Here is a 20893-nt window from a genome sequence, read left to right as displayed (position 1 = left end):
TCATGGAAACCCGGGCCAACTACGTCCTGATCGGTGCGTTCACCATCATCATTGCCAGCGCCTTGCTGCTGTTCGGCCTGTGGGCGGCGAAATACTCGTCCGAGCGCACCTGGCAGGAGTACCAGGTGGTGTTCCGCGAGGCGGTCACCGGCCTGTCGGTCGGCAGTCCCGTGCAGTACAACGGCATCGCGGTGGGCTCCATCACCAAGCTGTCGCTGGCACCCAACGATCCGCGCCAGGTCATCGCGCGGATCCGCGTGGAATCCTTCACGCCCATCAAGACCGACACCCGCGCCAAGCTGGCCATCACCAGCCTGACCGGCCCGACCATCATCCAGTTGAGTGGTGGTACCCCGCAGGCGCCGGCCCTGACCAGCGTGGATACGCGCGAGGCGCCGGTCATCCAGACCGCGCCTTCCGCGCTGCAGAACATCACCGATACCGCCAATCGCATCGTCGAGCGGCTGGACCAGGCCTTGAGCGACAAGAACGTGGCGAGCCTGACGACCACGTTGCAGAACCTGGAAACGCTGAGCGGCTCGCTGGCCAGCCGCGAGGAAGGCCTGCAGTCGCTGATCGCCAGCGCGCGCGATGCCGCCAACAATCTTGACGCCACGCTGACCACCACCAATGGCACCATCCAGCGGCTGGACCAGAACCTGGTGCGCGAACTCCCCGGCATCCTCAACCAGCTGGAAAGCACGCTGGCCAAGCTGGATTCCGCCGCCAACAATGCGGACGCGATCCTCGGTGAGAACCGCGCCGCCATCAACAGCTTCGCCAGCGACGGCCTTGGCCAGCTTGGCCCCACGCTGACCGAACTGCGTGGCCTCGTACGCGATCTGCGCCGCGTCAGCGACCGGCTGGAAGGCAACCCCGCGCGCTACCTGCTGGGCCGCGATGCACCCAAGGAGTTCGACCCGAAATGAAGCCGCTGCGTATTCCGTTTTGCCTGTCGTTGATGCTGCTGGTGGTTCCGGGCTGCTCCATCCTGGGCAGTGAACAGCGCGACCCGGTGACGATCTATTCGCCGGATATCCGCGTCGCGCCGGAGGCCAGCTGGCCTTCCGTACCGTGGACGCTGGTGATTGCCAAACCCACCGCCGCGCGCGTCGTCGACAGCCCACGCATCAGCGTCCGTCCGGTCCCCGGCGAACTGCAGGTCTACCGCGGCGCGACGTGGGCGCAACCGGCCACCGACCTGCTGCAGGACGCCATCCAGCGCACGCTGGAGGACTCCGGCCGCATCGGTGCCGTCGCCAGTGCGGATGCCGGCATCCTGGGCGACTACAAGCTGGTGATGGACCTGCGACGGTTCGAGGCCGACTACGCCGGTGAAGCCACGCCTTCGGCGGTGGTCGAAGTCAGTGCGAAACTGGTCTACAACCGCGACCAGCGCGTGGTGGCCTCGCGTACGTTCCTGAGCCGGCAACCGGCCAACGGCGCCGAGATCCCGCAGGTGGCCGCCGCGTTCGAACAGGCATTGGCCGCCTCCACGCGCGACATCGCCGGGTGGGTCCTGCAGACCGGCTACGGCGACACGCCGACCAAGCGCTGACACCGCCAAGTCTTCACCGCAGGGCGGGATCAATCCAGCGGAACGTCAGATTGATGCGTGGCCCCACCGGTCGCGCCGTACGCGGCAGCGCATGCCGATACAGGCGCTGGGTGTCGCCCGCCATGACCAGCAGGCTGCCATGCGGCAGTTCGAGCGCGAGTTTCGTATCCGGCTGCTGCCGATGCTTCAGCAGGAAACGTCGTGTTGCCCCCAGGCTGACCGATGCGATCACCGGTTGCGCCCCCAGTTCCAGCTCATCATCGCTGTGCCAGCCCATGGCGTCGCGGCCGCTCCGGTACAGGTTGGCGAGAACGCTGTTGAACGGACTTCCGGTCTCTCGCTGCACGCGCGCACGAAGGTCGGCCAATGCGGGGACCCACGCATGCGGCACGAAATCCGCGCCGGAGTAGCGGTACATCGCCTGCGGGTCGCCCATCCAGCAGCTCAGGCGCGGCGAATCCACCATGCGCCCGAACATCCGGATGCGGTGGACTTCCCACGGCGTTTCCCGCATCACCTCATCGAACAGCCTGTCAGCCCGTTCACGCGTAAGCCAGTCAGGCACGAAGGTCAACGACGCGCCGGGAAGCGCGCCTGCTGCTCCATTCGCCGACTCGGGCCTGGGTATGGTCATCGCCACCATGCTGGCGGATTTGCCCCGCCCCGCGCAAACCCCGAAAATACCGGCAGCCTAACGCCACGCTGGAGCGCACTGCCATGTCCGATGTCGAACGCGATGTAATGGAGTACGACGTCGTGACCGTCGGCGCGGGCCCCGCGGGGCTGGCGTTTGCGATCCGCTTGAAACAGCTTAATCCCGACTTCTCCGTCTGCGTCATCGAGAAAGCCAGCACCATCGGTGCGCATATCCTGTCCGGGGCGGTGATCGAACCCGGCCCGCTGGATGCCCTGCTGCCCGGATGGCGCGACAACCCGCCACCGGTATGCGTACCCGCGGGCGAAGACGAGTTCTGGCTGCTGAACAAGGAGGGCGGCCACAAGTTTCCGATCGTGCCGCCCGGCATGCGCAACCATGGCAACTTCATCGTCAGCCTGGGCGCGATGTGCGCATGGCTGGCGCCGCAGGCCGAAGCGCTGGGGGTCGAGATCTACCCGGGCTTCGCGGCCTCGGAGACGCTGCACGATGAGAGCGGCGCGGTGACCGGCGTGCGCATCGGCGACATGGGTGTGGCGAAGGACGGTTCGCACAAGCCGGGATTCACGCAGGGCATCGACATCCGCGCCAAGGTCACGGTGTTGGCCGAAGGTGCCCGCGGGCACCTGACGAAGCGCCTCGTCAAGCAGTTCCAGCTGGACAAGGACAGCGACCCGCAGGCCTATTCCATCGGCATCAAGGAACTCTGGCAGGTGCCGGCCGGCCGCGTCACGCCCGGCAAGATCGTGCACACCATCGGCTGGCCGGCCGACAACGACACCTATGGCGGCAGCTTCCTGTACCACCTGGATGGCGACCGGGTCGCGCTGGGTTACGTCAGCGGACTCGACTACAAGGATCCCGAATACAAACCGTGGGAAGCCTTCCAGCAGTGGAAGAACCATCCCCTGATCAAGTCCCTGTTGGATGGCGGAACGATATTGTCGGCCGGTGCGCGCGCCATCGTCACCGGCGGCTGGCAGTCGCTGCCGAAAGTGGAAATGCCGGGTGCGCTGCTGATCGGCGACACTGCCGGCCTGCTCAATGTCCCCAAGATCAAGGGCACCCACCAGGCGATCCGCAGCGGCATGCTTGCCGCCGAGCACCTGATGGCGAATGACCTCAGGCCCGCCGGTTTCGACGCGAAACTCCGCGGCTCGGACGCCATGGCGGAGCTGAAGCAGGTCCGCAACATCAAGCCCGGTTTCAAAAAGGGCCTGTGGTTCGGGCTGTTGAATGCCGCCTGGGAAACGGCGGTGGGTGGCCGCTCGCCGTGGACCCTGAAGATCACGCCCGACTGGTCATCACTCGACAAGGTGGGCGAACACGAACAGCCCAAGCGCGACTACGTCGATCGCAGCCTCGCGCCGCGCGATCGCCTGCAGGGCGTCTACTTCGCCGCCACCGAGCACGACGAAGACCAGCCCGTGCACCTGAAGGTGGCCGATACGTCCATCTGCATCACTCGCTGCACCACCGAATACGACAACCCCTGCACCCGCTTCTGCCCCGCCGGCGTCTACGAGATCGTCGAGGACGCCACCGAAGGCCGGCGCCTGCAGATCAACGCCGCCAACTGCGTGCACTGCAAGACCTGCGACATCAAGGACCCCTACGAGATCATCACCTGGGTCACCCCGGAAGGTGGCTCGGGGCCGAATTACCAGAACCTGTGACCACAGTGCATCATCAACAGACGATCGCCCCCTTCGCTTCCGCTAACTCATGAAAACTCTTGAGGCTCTGCTGCGCTCGTACAAATTGAGAGGTGGCGGTGCAAGAGGGCTGATTTCTCTGCTCCTTCGTGCCTATGAAGTTACGCATGCGCTCGGCTTCAACGGATTCGTGCGCTGGGTTCGCGGCGCGACGCATCGATCATCCGACAGCACCGCGCACTGCCAGAATTCATTGCTGGCTCCTCCAACGCCGCTTGCTGATATATCGCTGAAAGTCGGTGTCGTAGCACACATCTTCTACGAGGATTTGGCTGACGAGTTCGTGGATTATCTATCCAGAATTCCGCTTCCTTTCGAGTTATTGATATCAACCACCGATGAGAGCATCACCGGTCGACTGCATGAAGTTTTCGGTGGCTTGCCAAATGTATCTCGCGTCACGATTCGTGTCGTCGAGAACAGAGGGAGGGACATTGCCCCACTGCTTGTCGAGTTCCATAGCGAAGTATCGAAGCTTGATCTGATTTGTCATATCCACACGAAGAAATCGCTCTACACCGGCATGGAACAACATGACTGGCGTCGCTATTTGCTCGATTCACTTCTGGGGAGCCCCGAAAGGATCTCCTGGATCACCGGACTGTTCGACTCCAACGCTGATCTGGGCATGGTTTACCCAGAAACCTTCACATCGATCCCCCTGTCTGCTCACACGTGGCTATCCAATGCCGCGCATGCACGCCTCCTGGGGAGGATGCTCAGAATCGAAATCAATCCAGAAGATTACATTGATTTCCCTGCCGGATCCATGTTCTGGTCGCGCGTCTCAGGACTGAGGCCGCTGTTTGATCTCGATCTTCGCACGTCAGATTTTCCAATCGAGTCCGGGCAGACCGACGGCACGCTCCACCATGCGATCGAGCGTCTCTTTGCGGAACTGATAAAGCATGGCGGCCAGCGCATCGGCGTCATGCCTCAAGATGGAAAACAGATTATCCACGCCAATGGAAGCAAGAACTGGGCTGCGTACTTTTCCTCATCGGTACGCGACAAGATACAGGGAAGATCCCAGAACCTTCGTCTGGCCTCGTTCGATATCTACGACACTCTGGTGACTCGCGCCTTTCTTACACCCTCTGGTGCACGGGCGTACTTTGGCCATCTTATCCACGAGCTTTTTTCCATCGATGGCTTCACCGAATTGCGCTCACGCGCCGAGTCGGTGGCGCGCGCGAAGCAGGGAAGTGATGTTTCCATCCATGTCATATACGCCGAGCTCGAAAAGCTTTCTGGCATCGATGAAACATTACTCTCCAGCGTCAGGGAGCTGGAGCTTCAATTCGAGCGAAGAATTCTGGCGCCAAGGCCAGCGGTTATCGCTGCTGCTGCAGAACTCGGCGCCAAGGGCGTGCGGGTCATTGCAATATCTGACATGTATCTCGGTGCGAACGAGTTGAAGTCGGTGCTGCCCGGCGAGGCAGGCTCGGTCACGACGGAAGTTTTTTCTTCCTGCGAGACAGCTACCCGCAAGGACGACGGGACCACCTGGGACCTGATTGGCAAGAAAATGGGCGTTACGGGGGCGAAGTGGCTTCATGTGGGCGACAACGAACTTGCGGACGTGCACAAGCCGCTCGCTCACGGGCTGATGCAGCCGATCCATGTTCTGCGCCCGAATGCATTGGTGCAGGCAGTGCCTGCACTTCGCTCACTCCAACTTACAACGTCCGCATCCTGGCAGGATCAGTTATGGGTGGGCCTCGTCGCCAGACGCCTCACGCGCCTGGCTGACGAGAATCCCCGATGCTTTGGAATCTCGCTGGAAATACAGGATCCGGAACTTGCCGGCTACCTGGTGCTGGGACCCCTTCTTGTAGACTACCTCGCATGGCTGGCGCGCCACGCCTTGTCTACAGAAGCTGAAAAAATAGTATTCCTCAGCCGTGAAGGATATTTGCTCAAGCGCGGCTACGAGCAAATGAGGCTGTTCGTGCCCAGCCTTGATCGCGCCGAAGGAATCTATCTTCTGGCCTCACGACGCAGCACCGGCATGGCCAGTCTCCAGTCTGCGGACGATGTAACCACCCTTTTGCAAGGATCATATGAGGGCTCACTGCACGATCTGCTGGTGGCCCGGATGGGCCGGCGCGTCGCTGAGCAAGTACCGATTGATCTCACCAGGTCATATGTCACCCTCCCCGAGCAAAGAGACCATGTCGTAAATGCGCTGATCCCAAGCATGAAGAGAGTTCTCGAAGTCGCCGCGATGGAACGCGAAACATACCTCCACTACTGGAATACGCACATCGGCACGTCACGCCCGCTAATCTCGGATGTGGGATATTCGGGCACGATTCAGTCATGTTTATCTCGCTTGACCGGTACGACGATGAACGGCGCCTACTTCGGCCTGACCGAACGGGCCCGCTCCGTACCCGGTAATTTGGCGGCGCGGTATCACGACGAGCGCCTGCATGGACCCAAGGCACTCAGCCCCCTCTTCCGGCATGACATCTTGCTTGAGTCCATGCTTACCGCGCCTCAGGGGCAGTTATTGAGCTTGGAGCGCAACACGACAACTGGCGACATCGATCCTGTGCATGCCGAAGAATCTCGCACCCGGGCACAACTTGCTGCGATTGAGCAACTTCACACGGGAGCGTGCGCGTTCATCAAAGATGTTGGGCACATCGTGGGCGGCGACATTCTTCAGATGGATGCCGATCGCATGCTTGTACAGCAACCACTGGACTGCCTTGGCTCCGGCAAGTGGAAGGCGGCGGGCTGGGGGAAGCAGCTTTCGGTTGACGACCACCACACAGGACGTGGGGTGATTTACCCGACGGCGTAATCGCACTTTCGTTCGGGCACGACCGTCAGAAGCGGCAGAAAAAGAAAACCCGCCATATACGGCGGGTTTTCTTCCTCGGCCCCGGATTAGCGCCCGGTGATTTTCCAGTTCAGATCCGAAACCCGGTTCAACTGTCCCGCCGCAATGACGCTGGGACCGTTCATCATGTGAACCAGATTCTGGCCAGTAACGACGTTGCGCCACAGGATGTCGTAGTAGCCGTCCCCGTTGTAGTCACCGCTGTTCAAGATCTTCCAGTTCTGATCCGCTTCGTAGTGCACGAATGACACCGTCGCAACCTGGGTGCCGTTCATGGTCCACAGGTAGTTCATCCCTGAAGCATCGTTGTGCCAATAGATATCTGCGCGACCATCACGATTGAAGTCACGGATCGCCGCCACTTTCCAATTCGTGTCGTTCACCGTGTCCGTGAATGCGGCCCCGATGATGGAAGTTCCGTTCATCAAATGAATGCAGTTCTGGCCCGTCGTGGCATTCCGCCAGAAAATGTCCGCGAATCCGTCTCCGTTGAAATCGCCACTTCCGACCACCTGCCAAGCCTGGCTGGTTTCGCGATATACGCTCGCGGATGCGCGAGGCACCAAGGCGCCCATCAACCACAAGTCGTTATAGCCGGAAACGGCATTGCGCCAGTAGATGTCTGAGGCCCCGTCACCATCAAAATCAGCAATAGCAACGATCTTCCAGTTCTGGTCGCTCACGGTGAGTGAATTCCCTGACGTCGCCAGAACATTAGGACCATTCATGTGCTGTATGCGGGTCTGCCCCGTCGAACTGTTGCGCCACAGCACATCAGCCCTCCCATCGGCATTGAAGTCACCCGAGCCAGCAACAACCCAATTCTGGTCGGCATCCCTGAAAACAGTAGCCGATGACACCAACGCCGCTCCATTCAGGAACCAGACATCATTGTTACCCGTTGACGAGTTGCGCCAATAAAGGTCTGAGCGTCCATCACCATCATAGTCATTGGGAATAGACCCCACCGGCACAACCGTCGCACGGAATGTTGTAACCACCGGAATAGTCTGACTCAAACTACGCGCGTTGTCGGTCTGATCCGCCAGACCGCAAGCACGACCACCACAAGTGGTGATGTTCGGGTTGGAGAACACGCGATAGGGGGTCTGCCCGGTATCGCCATACGCCATCACAGTGTAAAAGTTACCGTTGGCGGAACTCGTCTTCATCCCGAATGAGTAGGCAAAGCGACCGTATTGCAAGGCACCCGTCGACGTCTTCGAATTGTCACGGTCGTGGGCCGACCCCATGATGTGCGCGGCTTCATGTACCAGGGTTTCTTCGGCACAGTAGTAGGTTTTACCGTCCGTGCCCTGATCGGTGCCATCACTGACGACCGCATAACCGAACGCCGCATCTGCACTGGTGATCGCTGTCTGGCCTGCACCATTGAGCCATGCGATACCGCAGCCTTCATTCTCGGGCGTGTTGAATTTGCGCACCAGGACCGCAATATCGGCGCCATATTGGTCGCGCGCGGTACGCAGTGGAACCAAGCTGGCAGGAATCGTCACTGGCGAAGAACCATTGCTGCCAGTCAGCTCGGTCAAGGCGGTCTGATTGGTATTGGTGTTCGTATAGCTCACCTGCACGACTTGCACGAGGCGCAGATAGCCATTGATCTGACTATTGGTGAACGCCTGGTTGCCGATCTGGATTAGGTAAACGAGGCGCGTCGTTGCGGCGGAAGTGCCGCCATTGGCCGTAGCGAACTCGGGGGTATAACCGATCGCGACATCCACCGTATTTGATGCGGTAGGCGGAGCCGCCTGAGTTACAGCAGTCGCCGCCTGCTTCGGGGTAGCCGACTGCATCGTTGCTGCACCCAGCGAGGTACGCAACGCAGCAGCCGGGCGCACCATCATGTCGGTATGGCCGGTGTTGCCGGAGGCGGCCTTGGAGGGATCCACCTCGACTGCCCAGAGCGCGCCTTGGCGGGTCTGAAGGCTCAGCGGCGGCTTGCCGTTTGCTTGCGGAATGGAGCCATAAACGGCCTTCTCGCCGAACGTGATGATGGCTTCCTGCATCTTGTCGCCGTTGATGACACGGCCAACCCAGGTCCAGTTGCCGTCGACTTCTTCCTTGTGGCGCTCATAGCGCAGCTTGACCTGGCTGCCATCGGGGGACGGCACGGTCATCTCGCCGGTGAGGATCGCCTTGATCGCGTGTTCTTCACTGATCGCGACGGGGAAATAAGTATAAGCGCCTTCGCGCTTGGCGGCCGCGCCTTTATTGGCGTAGCTCACCAAGGCGCCACGATCCGGGGCACTGGCAATCGATTTGCCCGACGCCCGCGAGGCCGGCAGAGACACAGCCAGCTTGGCATCGGTACCAGTTGCCGCGGATCCACGCATCGAGGCAAGGCTGGAATCGGGGCCTTCTCCAGAACACCCAGCCAGAACAAACATCAAGGCGCACGCGCCGACCCGGTATTTCATTGGAAGCCTCTGTGTAACGGATGGAACCCCTGATTGGACAATATAGCCCAGCCCGCCAACCCATAATAGTGAGGCCGCTCCCGTATCGGAGGACCCGGCGGCGCCAGACAGCTGGCAGTTAATAGGGGTTTCGAACTTTCTATCGGCTTTCCGGACGCATCTCTTTAACTGACGCGATGAAACGGGACGCCCGTCTTGTTTTGCAGCTCATCCTCGGTGACGCCGTCCGCCATTTCCACCAGCACCAAGCCGTTCGCGGTCACGTCGAAGACAGCCAGGTCGCTGATGATCCTGTTCACCACTCCCACGCCGGTGAGGGGCAGGTCGCACTGGGGCAGGATCTTGTGGCTGCCGTCCTTCGCCACGTGCTCCATCAGCACCACGATGCGCTTGACCCCGGCCACCAGGTCCATCGCACCGCCCATGCCCTTGACCATCTTGCCGGGGACCATCCAGTTGGCCAGGTCGCCCTTGTCGGTGACCTGCATCGCACCCAGCACGGCGAGGTCGATATGGCCTCCGCGGATCATGCCGAAGGAATCATGGCTGCCGAAGTAGCTGGCACCCGGGCGTGCGGTGACGGTCTGCTTGCCGGCGTTGATGAGGTCGGCGTCCACCTCGTCTTCGCCGGGGAACGGGCCAATGCCCAGCAGGCCATTCTCCGATTGCAGCCATACATCCATGCCCGCGGGGATGTGGTTGGCGACCAGGGTCGGCAGGCCGATCCCCAGGTTCACGTAGGCGCCATCGGTCAGCTCACGGGCGGCGCGCTGCGCCATTTCGTCGCGGGTCCAGGCCATCACTTGTCTCCTTGGCGAACGGTGCGCTGCTCGATGCGCTTTTCGGGATGGGGGTTGTGGACGATGCGGTCCACGTAGATGCCGGGCAGGTGCACGTGGTCCGGGTCGATGTCGCCCACCTCCACCACCTGCTCTACTTCGGCCACACAAACCTTGCCGGCCACCGCGCACGCCGGGTTGAAATTGCGTGCGGTCTTGCGGAAAACCAGATTGCCCGCCTTGTCGGCCTTCCAGGCCTTGACCAGCGACACGTCGGCCTTCAGCGCGGTTTCCATGACATACCAGTGCTCGCCGAACTGGCGCGTTTCCTTGCCCTCCGCAACGACCGTGCCGTAGCCGGTCCGGGTGAAGAACGCAGGAATGCCCGCGCCGCCGGCACGCAGGCGCTCGGCCAGGGTGCCCTGTGGGTTGAACTCCAGCTGCAGCTCACCGGACAGGAACTGGCGCTCGAATTCCTTGTTCTCGCCCACGTAGGACGAGATCATCTTGCTGATCTGCCGGGTCTCCAGCAGGAGCCCCAGGCCGAAGCCGTCGACGCCGGCATTGTTGGAAATGGCTGTCAGCCCCTTCACGCCGCTGTCGCGCAGGGCGGTAATCAGCGCTTCCGGAATCCCGCACAGGCCGAAGCCCCCCACGGCAAGCGTCTGACCGTCGGCGACCAAGCCCTCCAATGCGGCAGCGGCGCTGGCATAGAGCTTGTTCCTGCCCCCGGCAGAGGAAGGCGGAGCGGAAGCGACGGGTTCGGCCATGACGGGTTCCGTTTCATGCATTGGGAAGGCGGCCATTCTACCCACCGCTCCGTGACGCACACAGGTACTTTCGGGCAATAGGATTCGTGCAGGCAGCGTGCGCTTACACTGTGCGGATGAAATCCCTGGCCCTAGTCACCGCCATTGCCGCGGCCGGTCACGACGACGACCTGCCCCCCTTGCTCGATGCCTGCGCGGACGCCGGCCTGCACGCCCGCGCCGTGGCCTGGGACGATCCCACCGTCAGCTGGAACCGGTTCGACGCAGTCCTCCTGCGCTCGCCATGGGACTACACCGAGCGACTGCCGGCCTTCCTGGCCTGGTGCGAGCACGTGGATCAGACCACGCGGCTGCTCAACCCGCTGAATGTGGTGCGCTGGAATACCGACAAGCACTATCTCGCCGACCTGGCAGCCGTGGGCATTCCCACTGTGCCGACGGTCTTCGTCGAACCTGATGCCGAGCCCATGGATGCGCTGGCCGGTTTCCTGCGCGCCTGGGACGCGACCGAATTCGTGGTCAAACCCGTCGTCAGTGCGGGCGCGCGTGATACGCAGCGGTATTCCCGCGATCAGGACTTCGCCGCGGGCAACCACATCGCCCGCCTGCTGGACCAGGAGCGCAGCGTGATGCTGCAGCCCTATCTGCCCTCGGTGGATGGCGAGGGCGAAACCGCCCTGCTCTATTTCGATGGCCAGTTCAGCCACGCGATACGGAAAGGCGCCCAACTGATCACGCCGGAGGGCACCCGCCAGACACCCGCTGCCGCCGACGACATCACGGCCCGCCGGGCCAGCGCCGCGCAGCAGGCCCTGGCGGAGAAGATCCTGCTCGCTACGACGCGCCTGCGGCAGTTGGAAGCGCCACTCCCGTATGCGCGCATCGACCTGCTGGCGGGGCCCGACGGCCAGCCCTGCCTGCTGGAACTGGAATTGACCGAGCCCTCCCTGTTCTTCGACCAGGCGCCCGGCAGCGCGGCACATTTCGCGCATATTCTGGCTGAACTGCTGACGCGCGACACCGTACGGGCTCGCACGGGCACCGTCTGACAGCTAAAATCCGGCTTCTGCCCTCGGTCTGCCGCCGCGACCGGGCCTCAACGTCGCACACAGGAATTCCCGCAGGATGAAGATTCTCGTCGCCTACAAGCGCGTGGTGGACTACAACGTCCGCATCCAGGTCAAGCCGGACGGCTCCGGCGTGGTCACTGACGGCGTCAAGCTGTCCCCCAACCCCTTCGACGAGATCGCGCTGGAAGAGGCCCTGCGCCTGCGCGACAAGGGCATCGCCACCGAAGTCGTGGTCGCCACCATCGCCCCCGCCGATGCCCAGGCCCACCTGCGCAACGGCTTGGCCATGGGCGCCAACCGCGCCATCCATGTGGTCACCGACCAGGCCATCCAGCCGCTGACCGCCGCCCGCACCCTGCTCAAGCTGGTCGAGAAAGAATCGCCGGACCTGGTGATCCTCGGCAAGCAGGCCATCGATGACGACGCCAACCAGACCGGCCAGATGCTGGCCACGCTGTGGGGCCGTCCGCAGGCGACCTTCGCCGGCAAGCTCGACATCGCCGACGGCAAGGCCACGGTGGTGCGCGAGGTCGACGCCGGCCTGCAAACGCTGGAGGTCGACCTGCCCGCCGTCGTCACCACCGACCTGCGCCTCAATGAGCCGCGCTTCATCAAGCTGCCCGACATCATGAAGGCCAAGAGCAAGCCGCTGGAAACACTGCAGCTGGCCGACCTGGGCGTCGATGCCGCCGATACGCACAAGACCACCCACTATGCCCCGCCCGCCAAGCGCAGCAAGGGCGTCATGGTGAAGGACGCGGCCGAACTGGTCGCCGCACTCAAGCAGAAGGGGTTGCTCTGATGTCGAACAACATGCAGGCCAAGGTTCTCGTCATCGCTGAACACCTGGACGGCAAGCTCAACGCTTCCACCGCCAAGACCGTCAGCGCCGCCGCCGCGGTGAAGGCCGATGCCATCGACGTCGTCGTGCTGGCCGCCGATCCGTCGGCCGTCGCCGCCGAAGCCGCGCAGATCGCCGGCGTCGCCAAGGTGCTGACCGTCGCCAACGCCGCCAACGCGAATGCCATCGCGCAGGTGCTGGCACCCCAGATCGCCACGCTCGCAGCCGGCTACACCCACGTGTTCGCACCGTCGACCACGTTCGGCAAAGATCTGCTGCCCTGCGTGGCCGCCTTGCTCGGCGTCAACCAGGTCTCCGACCTGATGGCCGTGGAAGGCACGCACACCTTCAAGCGCCCGATCTACGCGGGCAACGCGATCATCACTGTCGAAACCCCGGCCGACCAGACCGTCGTCGCCACCGTGCGCACGGCCTCGTGGCCGGAAGCCGCCAAGGGTGGCAACGCGCCGGTCGAAGCCACCCGCGTCGATGCCGTCCTGCCGTCGCACACGCGTTATGTGGGCTTGGCCGCCGGCAAGTCCGATCGCCCCGACCTGCAGAGCGCCAAGCGCGTCGTCTCCGGTGGTCGCGGCGTCGGCTCGGCCGAGAACTTCAAGGTCATCTATGCGCTGGCCGACAAGCTGGGCGCCGCCGTCGGCGCCTCGCGTGCCGCGGTCGATGCCGGTTACGTGCCGAACGAACTGCAGGTCGGCCAGACCGGCAAGATCATCGCCCCGGAACTGTACGTCGCCGTCGGCATCTCCGGCGCCATCCAGCACCTGACCGGCATCAAGGACGCCGGCACGATCGTCGCCATCAACAAGGACCCGGAATCGCCGATCTTTGAGATCGCGGACATCGGGTTGGTGGGGGATTTGTTCCAGTTGCTGCCTGAGTTGGAAAAGGCCATCTGACCCACGGTGCTAGGACGCGTTAACACCATGGCCTTCTCCGACAAGGGACGGCAGCGAATCGTGCGTCAGATCCTGCTGTACGCCATCATCGGTGTTGTGCAGATCTGCACGGACTGGGCTTGCTTCGTTGCGCTTACCGAGCTAGGAATGGATGTAATCCCGGCGAATCTATGCGGCCGCGTAGTCGGCGCCTCCTTGGGGTTTTGGCTGAATGGGCAGCTCACGTTTGCTCGGACAGCGGATACAAAGCTTGGCGTCGCCCAGGCGATCAAGTATTTGATTTCCTGGATCGCGATGACATGCCTCAGCACCGCAGCGGTATGGGCTGTCGAACAGGTTGCCGGCATTGAGGGCGCTCGCATGGCGAAACCGGTCATCGACATTGTGCTGGCGGGCCTCGGGTTCATCGTCTCCAAACTGTGGATCTACCGATGAACCGCTGGCGCGTCAGTCGGGCGGAGGCCCCGGTTCGCTTGGACCTCGCGCGGCACGGAATGCAGCGGTCTCCGCGGCGAAAGCGTCCCACGAGAGCCCTGTTCGCCTCTCGTAGAGCAATGCACCTGCGTGCGGCCGGCTCGATGTCAGCTCAGGCCGAATAGGCCTTCGCACAAAGGCATCCGCACGAAGCAGTTTCCATGTGTAGAGCGGAAGCAATCCGAGAAAGCTCTTCCACTGCGAACGAAAGCGCAAGCATCTGAAAATGCATTCAAGTCGTTGCCGCAGACTCGTCCTGAGGGTCTGCACCTCATCTTGCCTGGGTATCGGCGAGAGAACATTGAACATGGGACCTGGCAATCGATAGCCGTTGTAGAGGCTATATTCCCAGCCCGTAGCCCCGGTCGCCTGAATGAGTGACAGTCCGACAAGGTGGGCCGCGTCGTGGTCCTGGTGCCCGCCCTCCCACGCCGGCGCCATCACCTCAACTCGCCCGAGACGTCTCGCCAACGTCAGAATCGCGTCGGTAACAGGCTCAAGAGAGCGATAGAGATCGCCATCGGCGATTTCCAACCTAGCACCCTCGAAGTGCATGTTCTCGCGCTTGACGCCCAACGCCTTTAGCACACCCACGCTTTCCTGCTGCCGGCGCACGATGTCCTGCCCACCCCAGCCACCGTCGGTCAACCATACAGCATGTACCTCGATGCCCTCGCGCACCGCATGCTCGATCCATGGAAAGATCGCAAACTCATCGTCCGGATGAGCGAACACGGCGAGCAGTACGGCGCTCCGGTCAGAAGGCATCGAAATCAAGCTGCCCCAAACTGATGTTGTCCTTGTCGATCCTCTCCGAGACATCTACCAGTGGCCGGAATATCAGATTGAGCGGACTGGCTCGGAAGCGACTCGGCACATCGATCCATACGCCTGCACGCGACTCCCGGCGCGGCCGCAGCCCCAGGTGCAGACGCATCGCTAATGAAGCCCCCGCAAGCGATGGCTGCCCTGCCGTCTGCTGCAGGAGCTCCGCCCAGGCAACGAGGCCAGGCTTTCCCGTGGCAGCCTCCGCCCCTATCTTTCCCGTCCCGCAGCGAACCAGCCGGTAAGGACGGGCGGGATTGGCCACTCGCCAAGCCAGACTCTCGGGATCCCAGACTCGCTCGAAGCTGGGAGTGGCTGTCCGGGCATCCGCACGGGTTATCGAGCCCAGCCCGATCCGCGCATCCAGAGGCGACACGAGCTCAAATCCGAGTTTGCGAACGAATCCTGGCGTGGAGTTGGCATTCGCCACGCCGTAAACGCCATCGAATCCGTCGCCTGCCCCTCGCTGATAGGTGGCCTCCGCCAGCTTCGTAAACAGCCCCTTGCCCTGATAGTCAGGATGGGTGGCGGTATTGAGCGACAAAAGAACCCGAGAAAGACGCCCATTCACGGTTGCATTTGCCGGAACGCACACGTAGTGGGCAGCCAGGTTATCGCCATCCCACGCGTCGAATCCGACCACGTCACCCGCGGGATTGTCGGCATACAGCCAACTCAGATAGTCGGGCGTAAGCGACGACGCGCCGGGAAAACATTTCTGGAAAAGGCCGGCATAGGTTGCGAGCCGATCATGCGCTGTCTGGGTAGGACGGAAATCCATGCATACCTCATGGCGTTGCGGATACAGAAGCTGCCAATTCCGGCCGATGAGTGGGAATCAAGGACGGATGGATCGGCCTGCGCGGGACACTCGCAATATCATAACCAAGGAATGCCAGGAGGAATTGCAACCCACTGATAATGGCCAATGCCGGCAATACGACCGTCCCAACGGCGGCCGGCTGGCCTGTACTCTGCGCCATCCACCAGTGCACTCCTCCATAGATCAGACCAGCTCCCAACAGCGCGACGGAAGCGAGCAACTCCAGCGACGCGATTGAAAGATCTCGCAGGTAGTATCTGTAAAGAATTCGCTTCCCGAAGTTTCTCGCGTGCTTCAGCGCGAACTCCCCCAGCACACTCGAGATTTTCAGGCTGCTGACCTCGTCTCCATACTTCGCGTCCATGGGAACATCAATGACGACTGCCCTGATGGTATTAAGACGAAACAGGATGTCGGTCTCGAAAAAATATCGCTTGCTGATTGAATCTACAGGCAGCTTGGTTACGACGTTCGCGTGAATGGCAGTGTAGCCGTTCGTCGGATCGAATATGTCCCAGTATCCCGTTGAGGCCTTCGCCATGAAGGACAGCGCGAGATTCCCGACACGGCGGAGCCACGGCATCTGGCGGATCTCGCCCATATCCCAGAATCGATTGCCCTTGCAGTAGTCAGCCTCCCCGCGAAGTATGGGCGCGACAAACAATGGCAGCAGGGCCGGATCCATCTGCCCATCACCATCCACCTTCACGACCACTGCAGCACCGTCGCTGACCGCCAGCTGGTAACCAGTCAGTGTTGCGCCACCCACCCCCTGGTTCACTTGGTGCCTAATCACCCGCACCCGCGCGTCGCGGCAATTCTCTTCGATGAAATCACCGCTCTTGTCGGGACACGCATCGTCCACGCAATAAATCGCGCTTACCTCGCTGCCAACCGCCGCGATCACATCGAGTACGTGCCTGCGCACCTTGTAACAGGGAATGACTATCGCTATTCGCTGTGACTCAATCATTCTGGCACCGATCGACTTTATTGTTTGCGTCCGCATGCGGGAATCCGGGGAGGCATGCTTCACTGAGCACTTGTTGCAACCTCGCCCTTGACGGCCTGCCTGCCTTGAGGGTGCACCAGCATGTAGATGCAGATCAGCGTGGACAGGAAGCTGACCGGGTACAGGTAGCGGAAATCACACGCAATCGTTGTCGGCACGAAAGAACCCAGATAAAGCCACGCGACAAGTGCGGCCACTCTCAGAATCCATCGTTCCGTCGAATGAGAGCCACGGAGCAACAGAACGGTAGCTATCAGCAGAAGCGCCGCGTACCACCAATGCCTGAAAACCATTGTGGGTTCAAACAGCTTTACTTCTCCGCCGATGAAGCGATCTCGTGGATCCATTTCTTCGGCGACCCCTAAGGCGGAAAGATGCTCCGGTACCGCCGCCACGCCCCAGTAAGCAGGAACGCAACCCGTCATGGGGCCCGCACCTATCAGCGCCTCAAAGGCTCGAGCGCGATGGGTGAGATAGGCCTGAGGATCCTGCTTTATGCCGTTCCGCCAGACCTGCGCTGACTGCTCAGCGCTCATACTATTGATATAACCGCGCACATCAGCGTCGTGCCACAACGTATCTATGCGTTGCGGGCTATAGCCGGTCTTCATCTTCTGGATCGCAACGGGGCTGGCGCCCGTCCAGGCGGATGAATCGCCAGGCTCCGCATACGCGACCATGCCAACGATGTCGTAGGCGCGGATTGTCAGAAAGCCGACTGACACCGGGCTCGCAGGCAGCGAGGTCACGCGCAGAGCCGCGGCTTTGGACAAAGCCGCACTCATTGTCAGGGTCAGCACCAGAGAGGCGACCATCAGCCCAGCGCGTACGCCCATCGAACCCTCGAAGCGCCTGGCTATCACCCAGGCACACATCACCGCAAGCGGCACTGCCAACAGTATCCCCTGCTGCCTGAGCAACGGCAGCATGGCAATGCATATTGTGGAGGCGAACAGAGCAAGAAGCGCACTGCGCCTCTCCATTCGCAACGAGAACAGCAGTAGACCCACGGCCGATGCCGCGGTCGACGCCAGCATCACGTCTTTCCAGATGATGCCGACGTAGAACATGAACAACGGATTGGCCGCCAGCAGCACGGCAATGCACATCCGCCATACAGGTACTTTGCCCGCACTCACCCCGACGGTCAGCAGCGCGGCCAGCAGACCGTAGGTAACCAGACAATTGAGTGCGACAAAGATGCTCGCACCAAGGATGCCACCCCCCAACCAAGCGAGAACGGCGGCAAAGAAGGTCGGCCCCCAACCCACCGCACGCCCCACGATGCCCTCGTACAAGGCAATACCACTGTCAACAGAGATCTGTCCTGGCGAGTGGATGGCCGCGAGAAGGGTCGCGAACAGCAACGCAATCAACAGCACACTGGCGCGATATTTCGACATCACGGTCCTATCTCGGGGTTACGTGGCGCGTGCGCGCCACAACAAGCTTATGGGCCAGCCCTGCGTGCGTTACTTGACCGAAATCTGCTTTCCCGCTTCGCAGAAGAACAACTCGGCGCCACGATCGATCAGAAACAGCACCTTGTAGTCGCCCGAGGGGATCGGTGAAAGTGTGCTCGTGAACTCGAATCCGGCGCTGGCAAGCGAAGGATTCTTAAAGAAGTCCGCGACATCCTGGCGATTCTTCCCCGTCGAGACGGGAATACCGAAGCTCTTCTCGCCCTTGAAGACCACCGTGAAATCGCCTGCCGCGGTGCCGTTCTGATCGAGCACGAAGCCCTGGAACAGGTGGGGCATACCCTTGTCCAGGCTCCCTTCGGGCGGACCATTGTCGATCATGTCCAGACTGCAGGCATGTCGGGTCCAGGCTGCCGTAGCCAGGCGGGCGTCATCCATGGCAGCCGTCTTGGCCTCATCCACCGCGTTCGAAGGCGGCGCGGGCTCGGGCGTTGCCGTCGCGCTCTCGGCCGCGGTTTTTGACGACGTATTTTCCGGCGCAGCTCTGTCGCGACAGCCCGCGACAGAGAAAATGGCCGCAACCAGAAGCGAAGATCCAAGCAGTTTGTTTGACATAGCAATGATTGCCTCAAGGTTACTCAGTGGCGCGAACGGTCATATCCCGCGCGCCGATCAAGATCATCAACGGAACGTACACACTCGCTAGATCAGTCCCACGAGCCTACCGAGCTTCTTGGCGAGGCGGTGAATCCAGGGATGCCGTGCGAAAAACAGATCCAGATTGCCGTAACGCGCGCGATACCGGACCAGTTCATCGTAAAGCCCGAAGCGATGCTCGAATATAAACTCTGCGTTCTTCGCATAGAATCCGATATTGTCTCGGAATATATGCGCATAGGTGGCAACCATCGCAGCACGGTCAGCGGAGAAGTTGCTGGTGCGCGACGTCTGCTGGATACGGTAGTTGAACAGGTACTCATCCAACTGCACGACATCACGTCCAAGGCCTACAATCTTAACCCAGAACTCGTAGTCCTCCACGCCCAACCGCAGCGACTGATTGAAGCCTCCCACTCGGATCCAATCCGCTCGACGGAACAGGCTGGTGACGAAAATAACGTTATCTATCACCAGCTCGCGCAGGTTGTAAGGCGGAAGATTCCAGGGCCCACTCTCGCTGCCGAATCTCATCGCCCTGCAGTACACGATACCCACATTCGGATCGGCGTTCATCGCCGCCACGGCCTTCTCTACATAGGTCGGCTCGATAGTGTCATCTGCGTCGAGCGGCAGGATGAAATCGCCGACGCTCGCTTCAATTGCCCTGTTCCTGGCTACTGCGGGCCCGGCGTTCTCCTGCCTGATGATGCGGGTCCTCGGCCAGCTCGCATGGTCGAGCATTTCCCGCGTCAGCGCATCGGTCGAACCATCGTCGACCACCACGATCTCGAGATCGGGGTACGTCTGCTTCAATGCGGAATCGATCGCTTCGGCAAGCAATGCGCCGGCGTTGAAACACGGAATAACAATCGAGACCTTGGACACAACACCCCCTTTCAACAGCTTCGTTCAATTGCAGCTACGCTGCGTCAAACGCTTACTAGCTTGCGAAGAGCCTTCAGGACCGAAGGCCTGAATCCGATTTCCACGACGGAGCGAGCAAAACGGTCGATGATGCTCAGCTTCTGGGCGCCGCCCTGATCCACTTCATGGGTGCGCAAAACGGGTTCCGCAGCCCTCGGGCTGATCTCCGCATCACTGGCCGAGAATGGCGACGGGAATTTGTGCCACAGCTCCGGATCGCGGAATGCAATGCGCGTGGTCGTGGCGATTAACTTGCCGTCGTCGTAGTTCGCGTATGACCACGGCATCTTCCCCAATTCCGACTGTCCATTCGCCTCCAGCCTGTGCTTGTACTCCTCGTAAAGATCGACGAAGCAGGACTTGTTTTCATCCGTGAGCCACCAACCGATGGCCTTGTCGATCGTCCCAGAATCCAAGCCTGAGAAATGAATGAAGCGCAGGGGATCGCCATTCACGACGTAGGCGTCTCCGGCAGCGTGCAGATCGCTCCCCAGCAGCGACCAGGTTGCGAAATCGTAGCCATGATGCTTCAGGATGTGCACATCGAAGAAGCTAGGAGCCAAGTCAATCCATTTCTGGTCAGTGAAGATCCCCCTCGCCTTGTCGTCATAACAGAAGAGAAACAGACGCTCGGCCCACCAGCTGACGAAGGAACGGGCGTTTTCGCTTCTGCTAACGGCCAGAAACCCCAGGTTGTAGCTTCCGTGTGCCAGCGAGCTGATTTCCATGTCGATATTGCCAGGACGCAGCAGGTGCGGCGCCAGCACTATGGAGTTGTCATCCAACAGGCTACGCAGCTCGACAAAATCTCCGTAGACCAGGACATCAGGATCCAGATACACGAACTTGTCGCTATCGGTGAATCGCTCCATCAGGTACTGCATGAAGCGCGGCTTCACTGCGGTGGATGCTTCCACAATGGCGTGGCGAAAGATGAACGTATCGAAATTCTCCCAACCTGCATCCTTGGCGAGAACGATTTCGTCGAAATGCGGGAAACCCTTTGCCACATCCGGAATCTCCCGCTCCACCAGGCAAAGGACGAACGTGGCGTCCCTGTTGTGCCGCTTGAGCGATTCGGCCAGCGCCATCGCCTTCGGGAGATAGTTGGAGCATATTGAGGTGTAATAGATCATTGCCGTGTGTCCAATGCCTGGTCT

19 protein-coding genes are annotated in these 20893 nt (G+C 61.2%); 8 read left to right on the top strand and 11 right to left on the bottom strand.

Annotated features, from left to right (window positions below):
- Positions 1-2: 2 nt before the first annotated feature.
- Together OVA13_RS16970 and OVA13_RS16965 are read left to right on the top strand one after the other, a co-directional pair.
- On the top strand, positions 3-929 hold the full coding sequence (locus OVA13_RS16970; RefSeq protein WP_267791628.1) for an MlaD family protein: 927 nt from the start codon (positions 3-5) through the stop codon (positions 927-929).
- Positions 926-1558, top strand: a complete 633-nt coding sequence (locus OVA13_RS16965; RefSeq protein ID WP_267791627.1) for an ABC-type transport auxiliary lipoprotein family protein — start codon at positions 926-928, stop codon at positions 1556-1558. Before OVA13_RS16970 ends, OVA13_RS16965 begins: the two co-directional genes overlap by 4 nt.
- 13 nt (positions 1559-1571) lie before the next feature.
- Here the strand turns inward: OVA13_RS16965 and OVA13_RS16960 are convergent, their stop codons facing one another.
- Entirely contained in the window at positions 1572-2192 is a 621-nt protein-coding gene (locus OVA13_RS16960; RefSeq protein WP_267791626.1) for an alpha-ketoglutarate-dependent dioxygenase AlkB family protein, read from the bottom strand.
- A gap of 83 nt (positions 2193-2275) precedes the next feature.
- Here OVA13_RS16960 and OVA13_RS16955 point away from each other — a divergent pair, with 83 nt between their 5' ends.
- Together OVA13_RS16955 and OVA13_RS16950 are read left to right on the top strand one after the other, a co-directional pair.
- Complete coding sequence (locus OVA13_RS16955) at positions 2276-3889, top strand: electron transfer flavoprotein-ubiquinone oxidoreductase (RefSeq protein ID WP_267791625.1); 1614 nt, start codon at positions 2276-2278, stop codon at positions 3887-3889.
- 49 nt (positions 3890-3938) lie between these two features.
- Entirely contained in the window at positions 3939-6740 is a 2802-nt protein-coding gene (locus OVA13_RS16950; protein ID WP_267791624.1) for a rhamnan synthesis F family protein, read from the top strand.
- Positions 6741-6826: 86 nt separating this feature from the next.
- Here OVA13_RS16950 and OVA13_RS16945 read toward each other — a convergent pair whose 3' ends face one another.
- The 3 genes from OVA13_RS16945 to OVA13_RS16935 all read right to left on the bottom strand — a co-directional run bounded on the left by OVA13_RS16945 (position 6827) and on the right by OVA13_RS16935 (position 10769).
- Entirely contained in the window at positions 6827-9220 is a 2394-nt protein-coding gene (locus OVA13_RS16945; protein WP_267791623.1) for a reprolysin-like metallopeptidase, read from the bottom strand.
- 164 nt (positions 9221-9384) lie between these two features.
- The gene (locus tag OVA13_RS16940) at positions 9385-10020 is read right to left on the bottom strand and encodes a CoA transferase subunit B (protein WP_267791622.1); all 636 of its coding nucleotides are present in this window, start codon (positions 10018-10020) and stop codon (positions 9385-9387) included.
- The gene (locus OVA13_RS16935; RefSeq protein WP_267791621.1) at positions 10020-10769 is read right to left on the bottom strand and encodes a CoA transferase subunit A; all 750 of its coding nucleotides are present in this window, start codon (positions 10767-10769) and stop codon (positions 10020-10022) included. Before OVA13_RS16935 ends, OVA13_RS16940 begins: the two co-directional genes overlap by 1 nt.
- A 116-nt stretch (positions 10770-10885) precedes the next feature.
- On the opposite strand from OVA13_RS16935, the gene OVA13_RS16930 reads away from it, so the two are divergent.
- The 4 genes from OVA13_RS16930 (at position 10886) to OVA13_RS16915 (ending at position 14029) form a co-directional block, all read left to right on the top strand.
- Positions 10886-11818 carry a D-cycloserine synthetase gene (locus tag OVA13_RS16930; RefSeq protein WP_267791620.1) on the top strand — a complete coding sequence of 311 codons (933 nt, stop codon included), beginning with the start codon at positions 10886-10888 and terminating at the stop codon, positions 11816-11818.
- Positions 11819-11894: 76 nt separating this feature from the next.
- Positions 11895-12641, top strand: coding sequence for an electron transfer flavoprotein subunit beta/FixA family protein (locus OVA13_RS16925; RefSeq protein WP_267791619.1), 747 nt, complete (start codon positions 11895-11897; stop codon positions 12639-12641).
- Positions 12641-13594 carry an electron transfer flavoprotein subunit alpha/FixB family protein gene (locus tag OVA13_RS16920; protein WP_267791618.1) on the top strand — a complete coding sequence of 318 codons (954 nt, stop codon included), beginning with the start codon at positions 12641-12643 and terminating at the stop codon, positions 13592-13594. Before OVA13_RS16925 ends, OVA13_RS16920 begins: the two co-directional genes overlap by 1 nt.
- A gap of 27 nt (positions 13595-13621) precedes the next feature.
- The gene (locus OVA13_RS16915; RefSeq protein ID WP_267791617.1) at positions 13622-14029 is read left to right on the top strand and encodes a GtrA family protein; all 408 of its coding nucleotides are present in this window, start codon (positions 13622-13624) and stop codon (positions 14027-14029) included.
- Between the two features lie 12 nt (positions 14030-14041).
- Here OVA13_RS16915 and OVA13_RS16910 read toward each other — a convergent pair whose 3' ends face one another.
- The 7 genes from OVA13_RS16910 to OVA13_RS16880 all read right to left on the bottom strand — a co-directional run bounded on the left by OVA13_RS16910 (position 14042) and on the right by OVA13_RS16880 (position 20869).
- The gene (locus OVA13_RS16910) at positions 14042-14836 is read right to left on the bottom strand and encodes a PIG-L deacetylase family protein (RefSeq protein ID WP_267791616.1); all 795 of its coding nucleotides are present in this window, start codon (positions 14834-14836) and stop codon (positions 14042-14044) included.
- Positions 14826-15674 (bottom strand): GNAT family N-acetyltransferase, encoded by an 849-nt coding sequence (locus OVA13_RS16905; protein ID WP_267791615.1) that lies wholly within the window; start codon positions 15672-15674, stop codon positions 14826-14828. Before OVA13_RS16905 ends, OVA13_RS16910 begins: the two co-directional genes overlap by 11 nt.
- Positions 15675-15681: 7 nt before the next feature.
- Positions 15682-16725 carry a glycosyltransferase family 2 protein gene (locus tag OVA13_RS16900; protein WP_267791614.1) on the bottom strand — a complete coding sequence of 348 codons (1044 nt, stop codon included), beginning with the start codon at positions 16723-16725 and terminating at the stop codon, positions 15682-15684.
- 23 nt (positions 16726-16748) lie between these two features.
- Positions 16749-18131, bottom strand: a complete 1383-nt coding sequence (locus OVA13_RS16895; protein ID WP_267791613.1) for a hypothetical protein — start codon at positions 18129-18131, stop codon at positions 16749-16751.
- 69 nt (positions 18132-18200) lie between these two features.
- Entirely contained in the window at positions 18201-18764 is a 564-nt protein-coding gene (locus tag OVA13_RS16890; protein WP_267791612.1) for a hypothetical protein, read from the bottom strand.
- Positions 18765-18851: 87 nt separating this feature from the next.
- Positions 18852-19694, bottom strand: coding sequence for a glycosyltransferase family A protein (locus tag OVA13_RS16885; protein ID WP_267791611.1), 843 nt, complete (start codon positions 19692-19694; stop codon positions 18852-18854).
- Positions 19695-19738: 44 nt separating this feature from the next.
- Positions 19739-20869 (bottom strand): glycosyltransferase family protein, encoded by a 1131-nt coding sequence (locus OVA13_RS16880; protein ID WP_267791610.1) that lies wholly within the window; start codon positions 20867-20869, stop codon positions 19739-19741.
- Positions 20870-20893 lie beyond the last annotated feature (24 nt).

It is taken from the genome of Pseudoxanthomonas sp. SL93, from assembly GCF_026625825.1.
Classification (GTDB): domain Bacteria; phylum Pseudomonadota; class Gammaproteobacteria; order Xanthomonadales; family Xanthomonadaceae; genus Pseudoxanthomonas_A.
Note: the sequence above shows the minus strand (reverse complement) of the source record. Positions and strands in the feature narration are given on the sequence as shown.

Bases quoted from the DNA above. Each gene is read 5' to 3' on its own strand.
- OVA13_RS16880 (WP_267791610.1), bottom strand. From the start codon at position 20,869: ATGATCTATTACACCTCAATATGCTCCAACTATCTCCCGAAGGCGATG.
- OVA13_RS16895 (WP_267791613.1), bottom strand. From the start codon at position 18,131: ATGTCGAAATATCGCGCCAGTGTGCTGTTGATTGCGTTGCTGTTCGCG.
- OVA13_RS16955 (WP_267791625.1), top strand. From the start codon at position 2,276: ATGTCCGATGTCGAACGCGATGTAATGGAGTACGACGTCGTGACCGTC.
- OVA13_RS16915 (WP_267791617.1), top strand. From the start codon at position 13,622: ATGGCCTTCTCCGACAAGGGACGGCAGCGAATCGTGCGTCAGATCCTG.
- OVA13_RS16940 (WP_267791622.1), bottom strand. From the start codon at position 10,020: ATGGCCTGGACCCGCGACGAAATGGCGCAGCGCGCCGCCCGTGAGCTG.
- OVA13_RS16925 (WP_267791619.1), top strand. From the start codon at position 11,895: ATGAAGATTCTCGTCGCCTACAAGCGCGTGGTGGACTACAACGTCCGC.
- OVA13_RS16970 (WP_267791628.1), top strand. From the start codon at position 3: ATGGAAACCCGGGCCAACTACGTCCTGATCGGTGCGTTCACCATCATC.
- OVA13_RS16945 (WP_267791623.1), bottom strand. From the start codon at position 9,220: ATGAAATACCGGGTCGGCGCGTGCGCCTTGATGTTTGTTCTGGCTGGG.
- OVA13_RS16935 (WP_267791621.1), bottom strand. From the start codon at position 10,769: ATGGCCGAACCCGTCGCTTCCGCTCCGCCTTCCTCTGCCGGGGGCAGG.
- OVA13_RS16930 (WP_267791620.1), top strand. From the start codon at position 10,886: ATGAAATCCCTGGCCCTAGTCACCGCCATTGCCGCGGCCGGTCACGAC.
- OVA13_RS16965 (WP_267791627.1), top strand. From the start codon at position 926: ATGAAGCCGCTGCGTATTCCGTTTTGCCTGTCGTTGATGCTGCTGGTG.
- OVA13_RS16900 (WP_267791614.1), bottom strand. From the start codon at position 16,725: ATGCGGACGCAAACAATAAAGTCGATCGGTGCCAGAATGATTGAGTCA.
- OVA13_RS16905 (WP_267791615.1), bottom strand. From the start codon at position 15,674: ATGGATTTCCGTCCTACCCAGACAGCGCATGATCGGCTCGCAACCTAT.
- OVA13_RS16960 (WP_267791626.1), bottom strand. From the start codon at position 2,192: ATGACCATACCCAGGCCCGAGTCGGCGAATGGAGCAGCAGGCGCGCTT.
- OVA13_RS16910 (WP_267791616.1), bottom strand. From the start codon at position 14,836: ATGCCTTCTGACCGGAGCGCCGTACTGCTCGCCGTGTTCGCTCATCCG.
- OVA13_RS16950 (WP_267791624.1), top strand. From the start codon at position 3,939: ATGAAAACTCTTGAGGCTCTGCTGCGCTCGTACAAATTGAGAGGTGGC.
- OVA13_RS16890 (WP_267791612.1), bottom strand. From the start codon at position 18,764: ATGTCAAACAAACTGCTTGGATCTTCGCTTCTGGTTGCGGCCATTTTC.
- OVA13_RS16920 (WP_267791618.1), top strand. From the start codon at position 12,641: ATGTCGAACAACATGCAGGCCAAGGTTCTCGTCATCGCTGAACACCTG.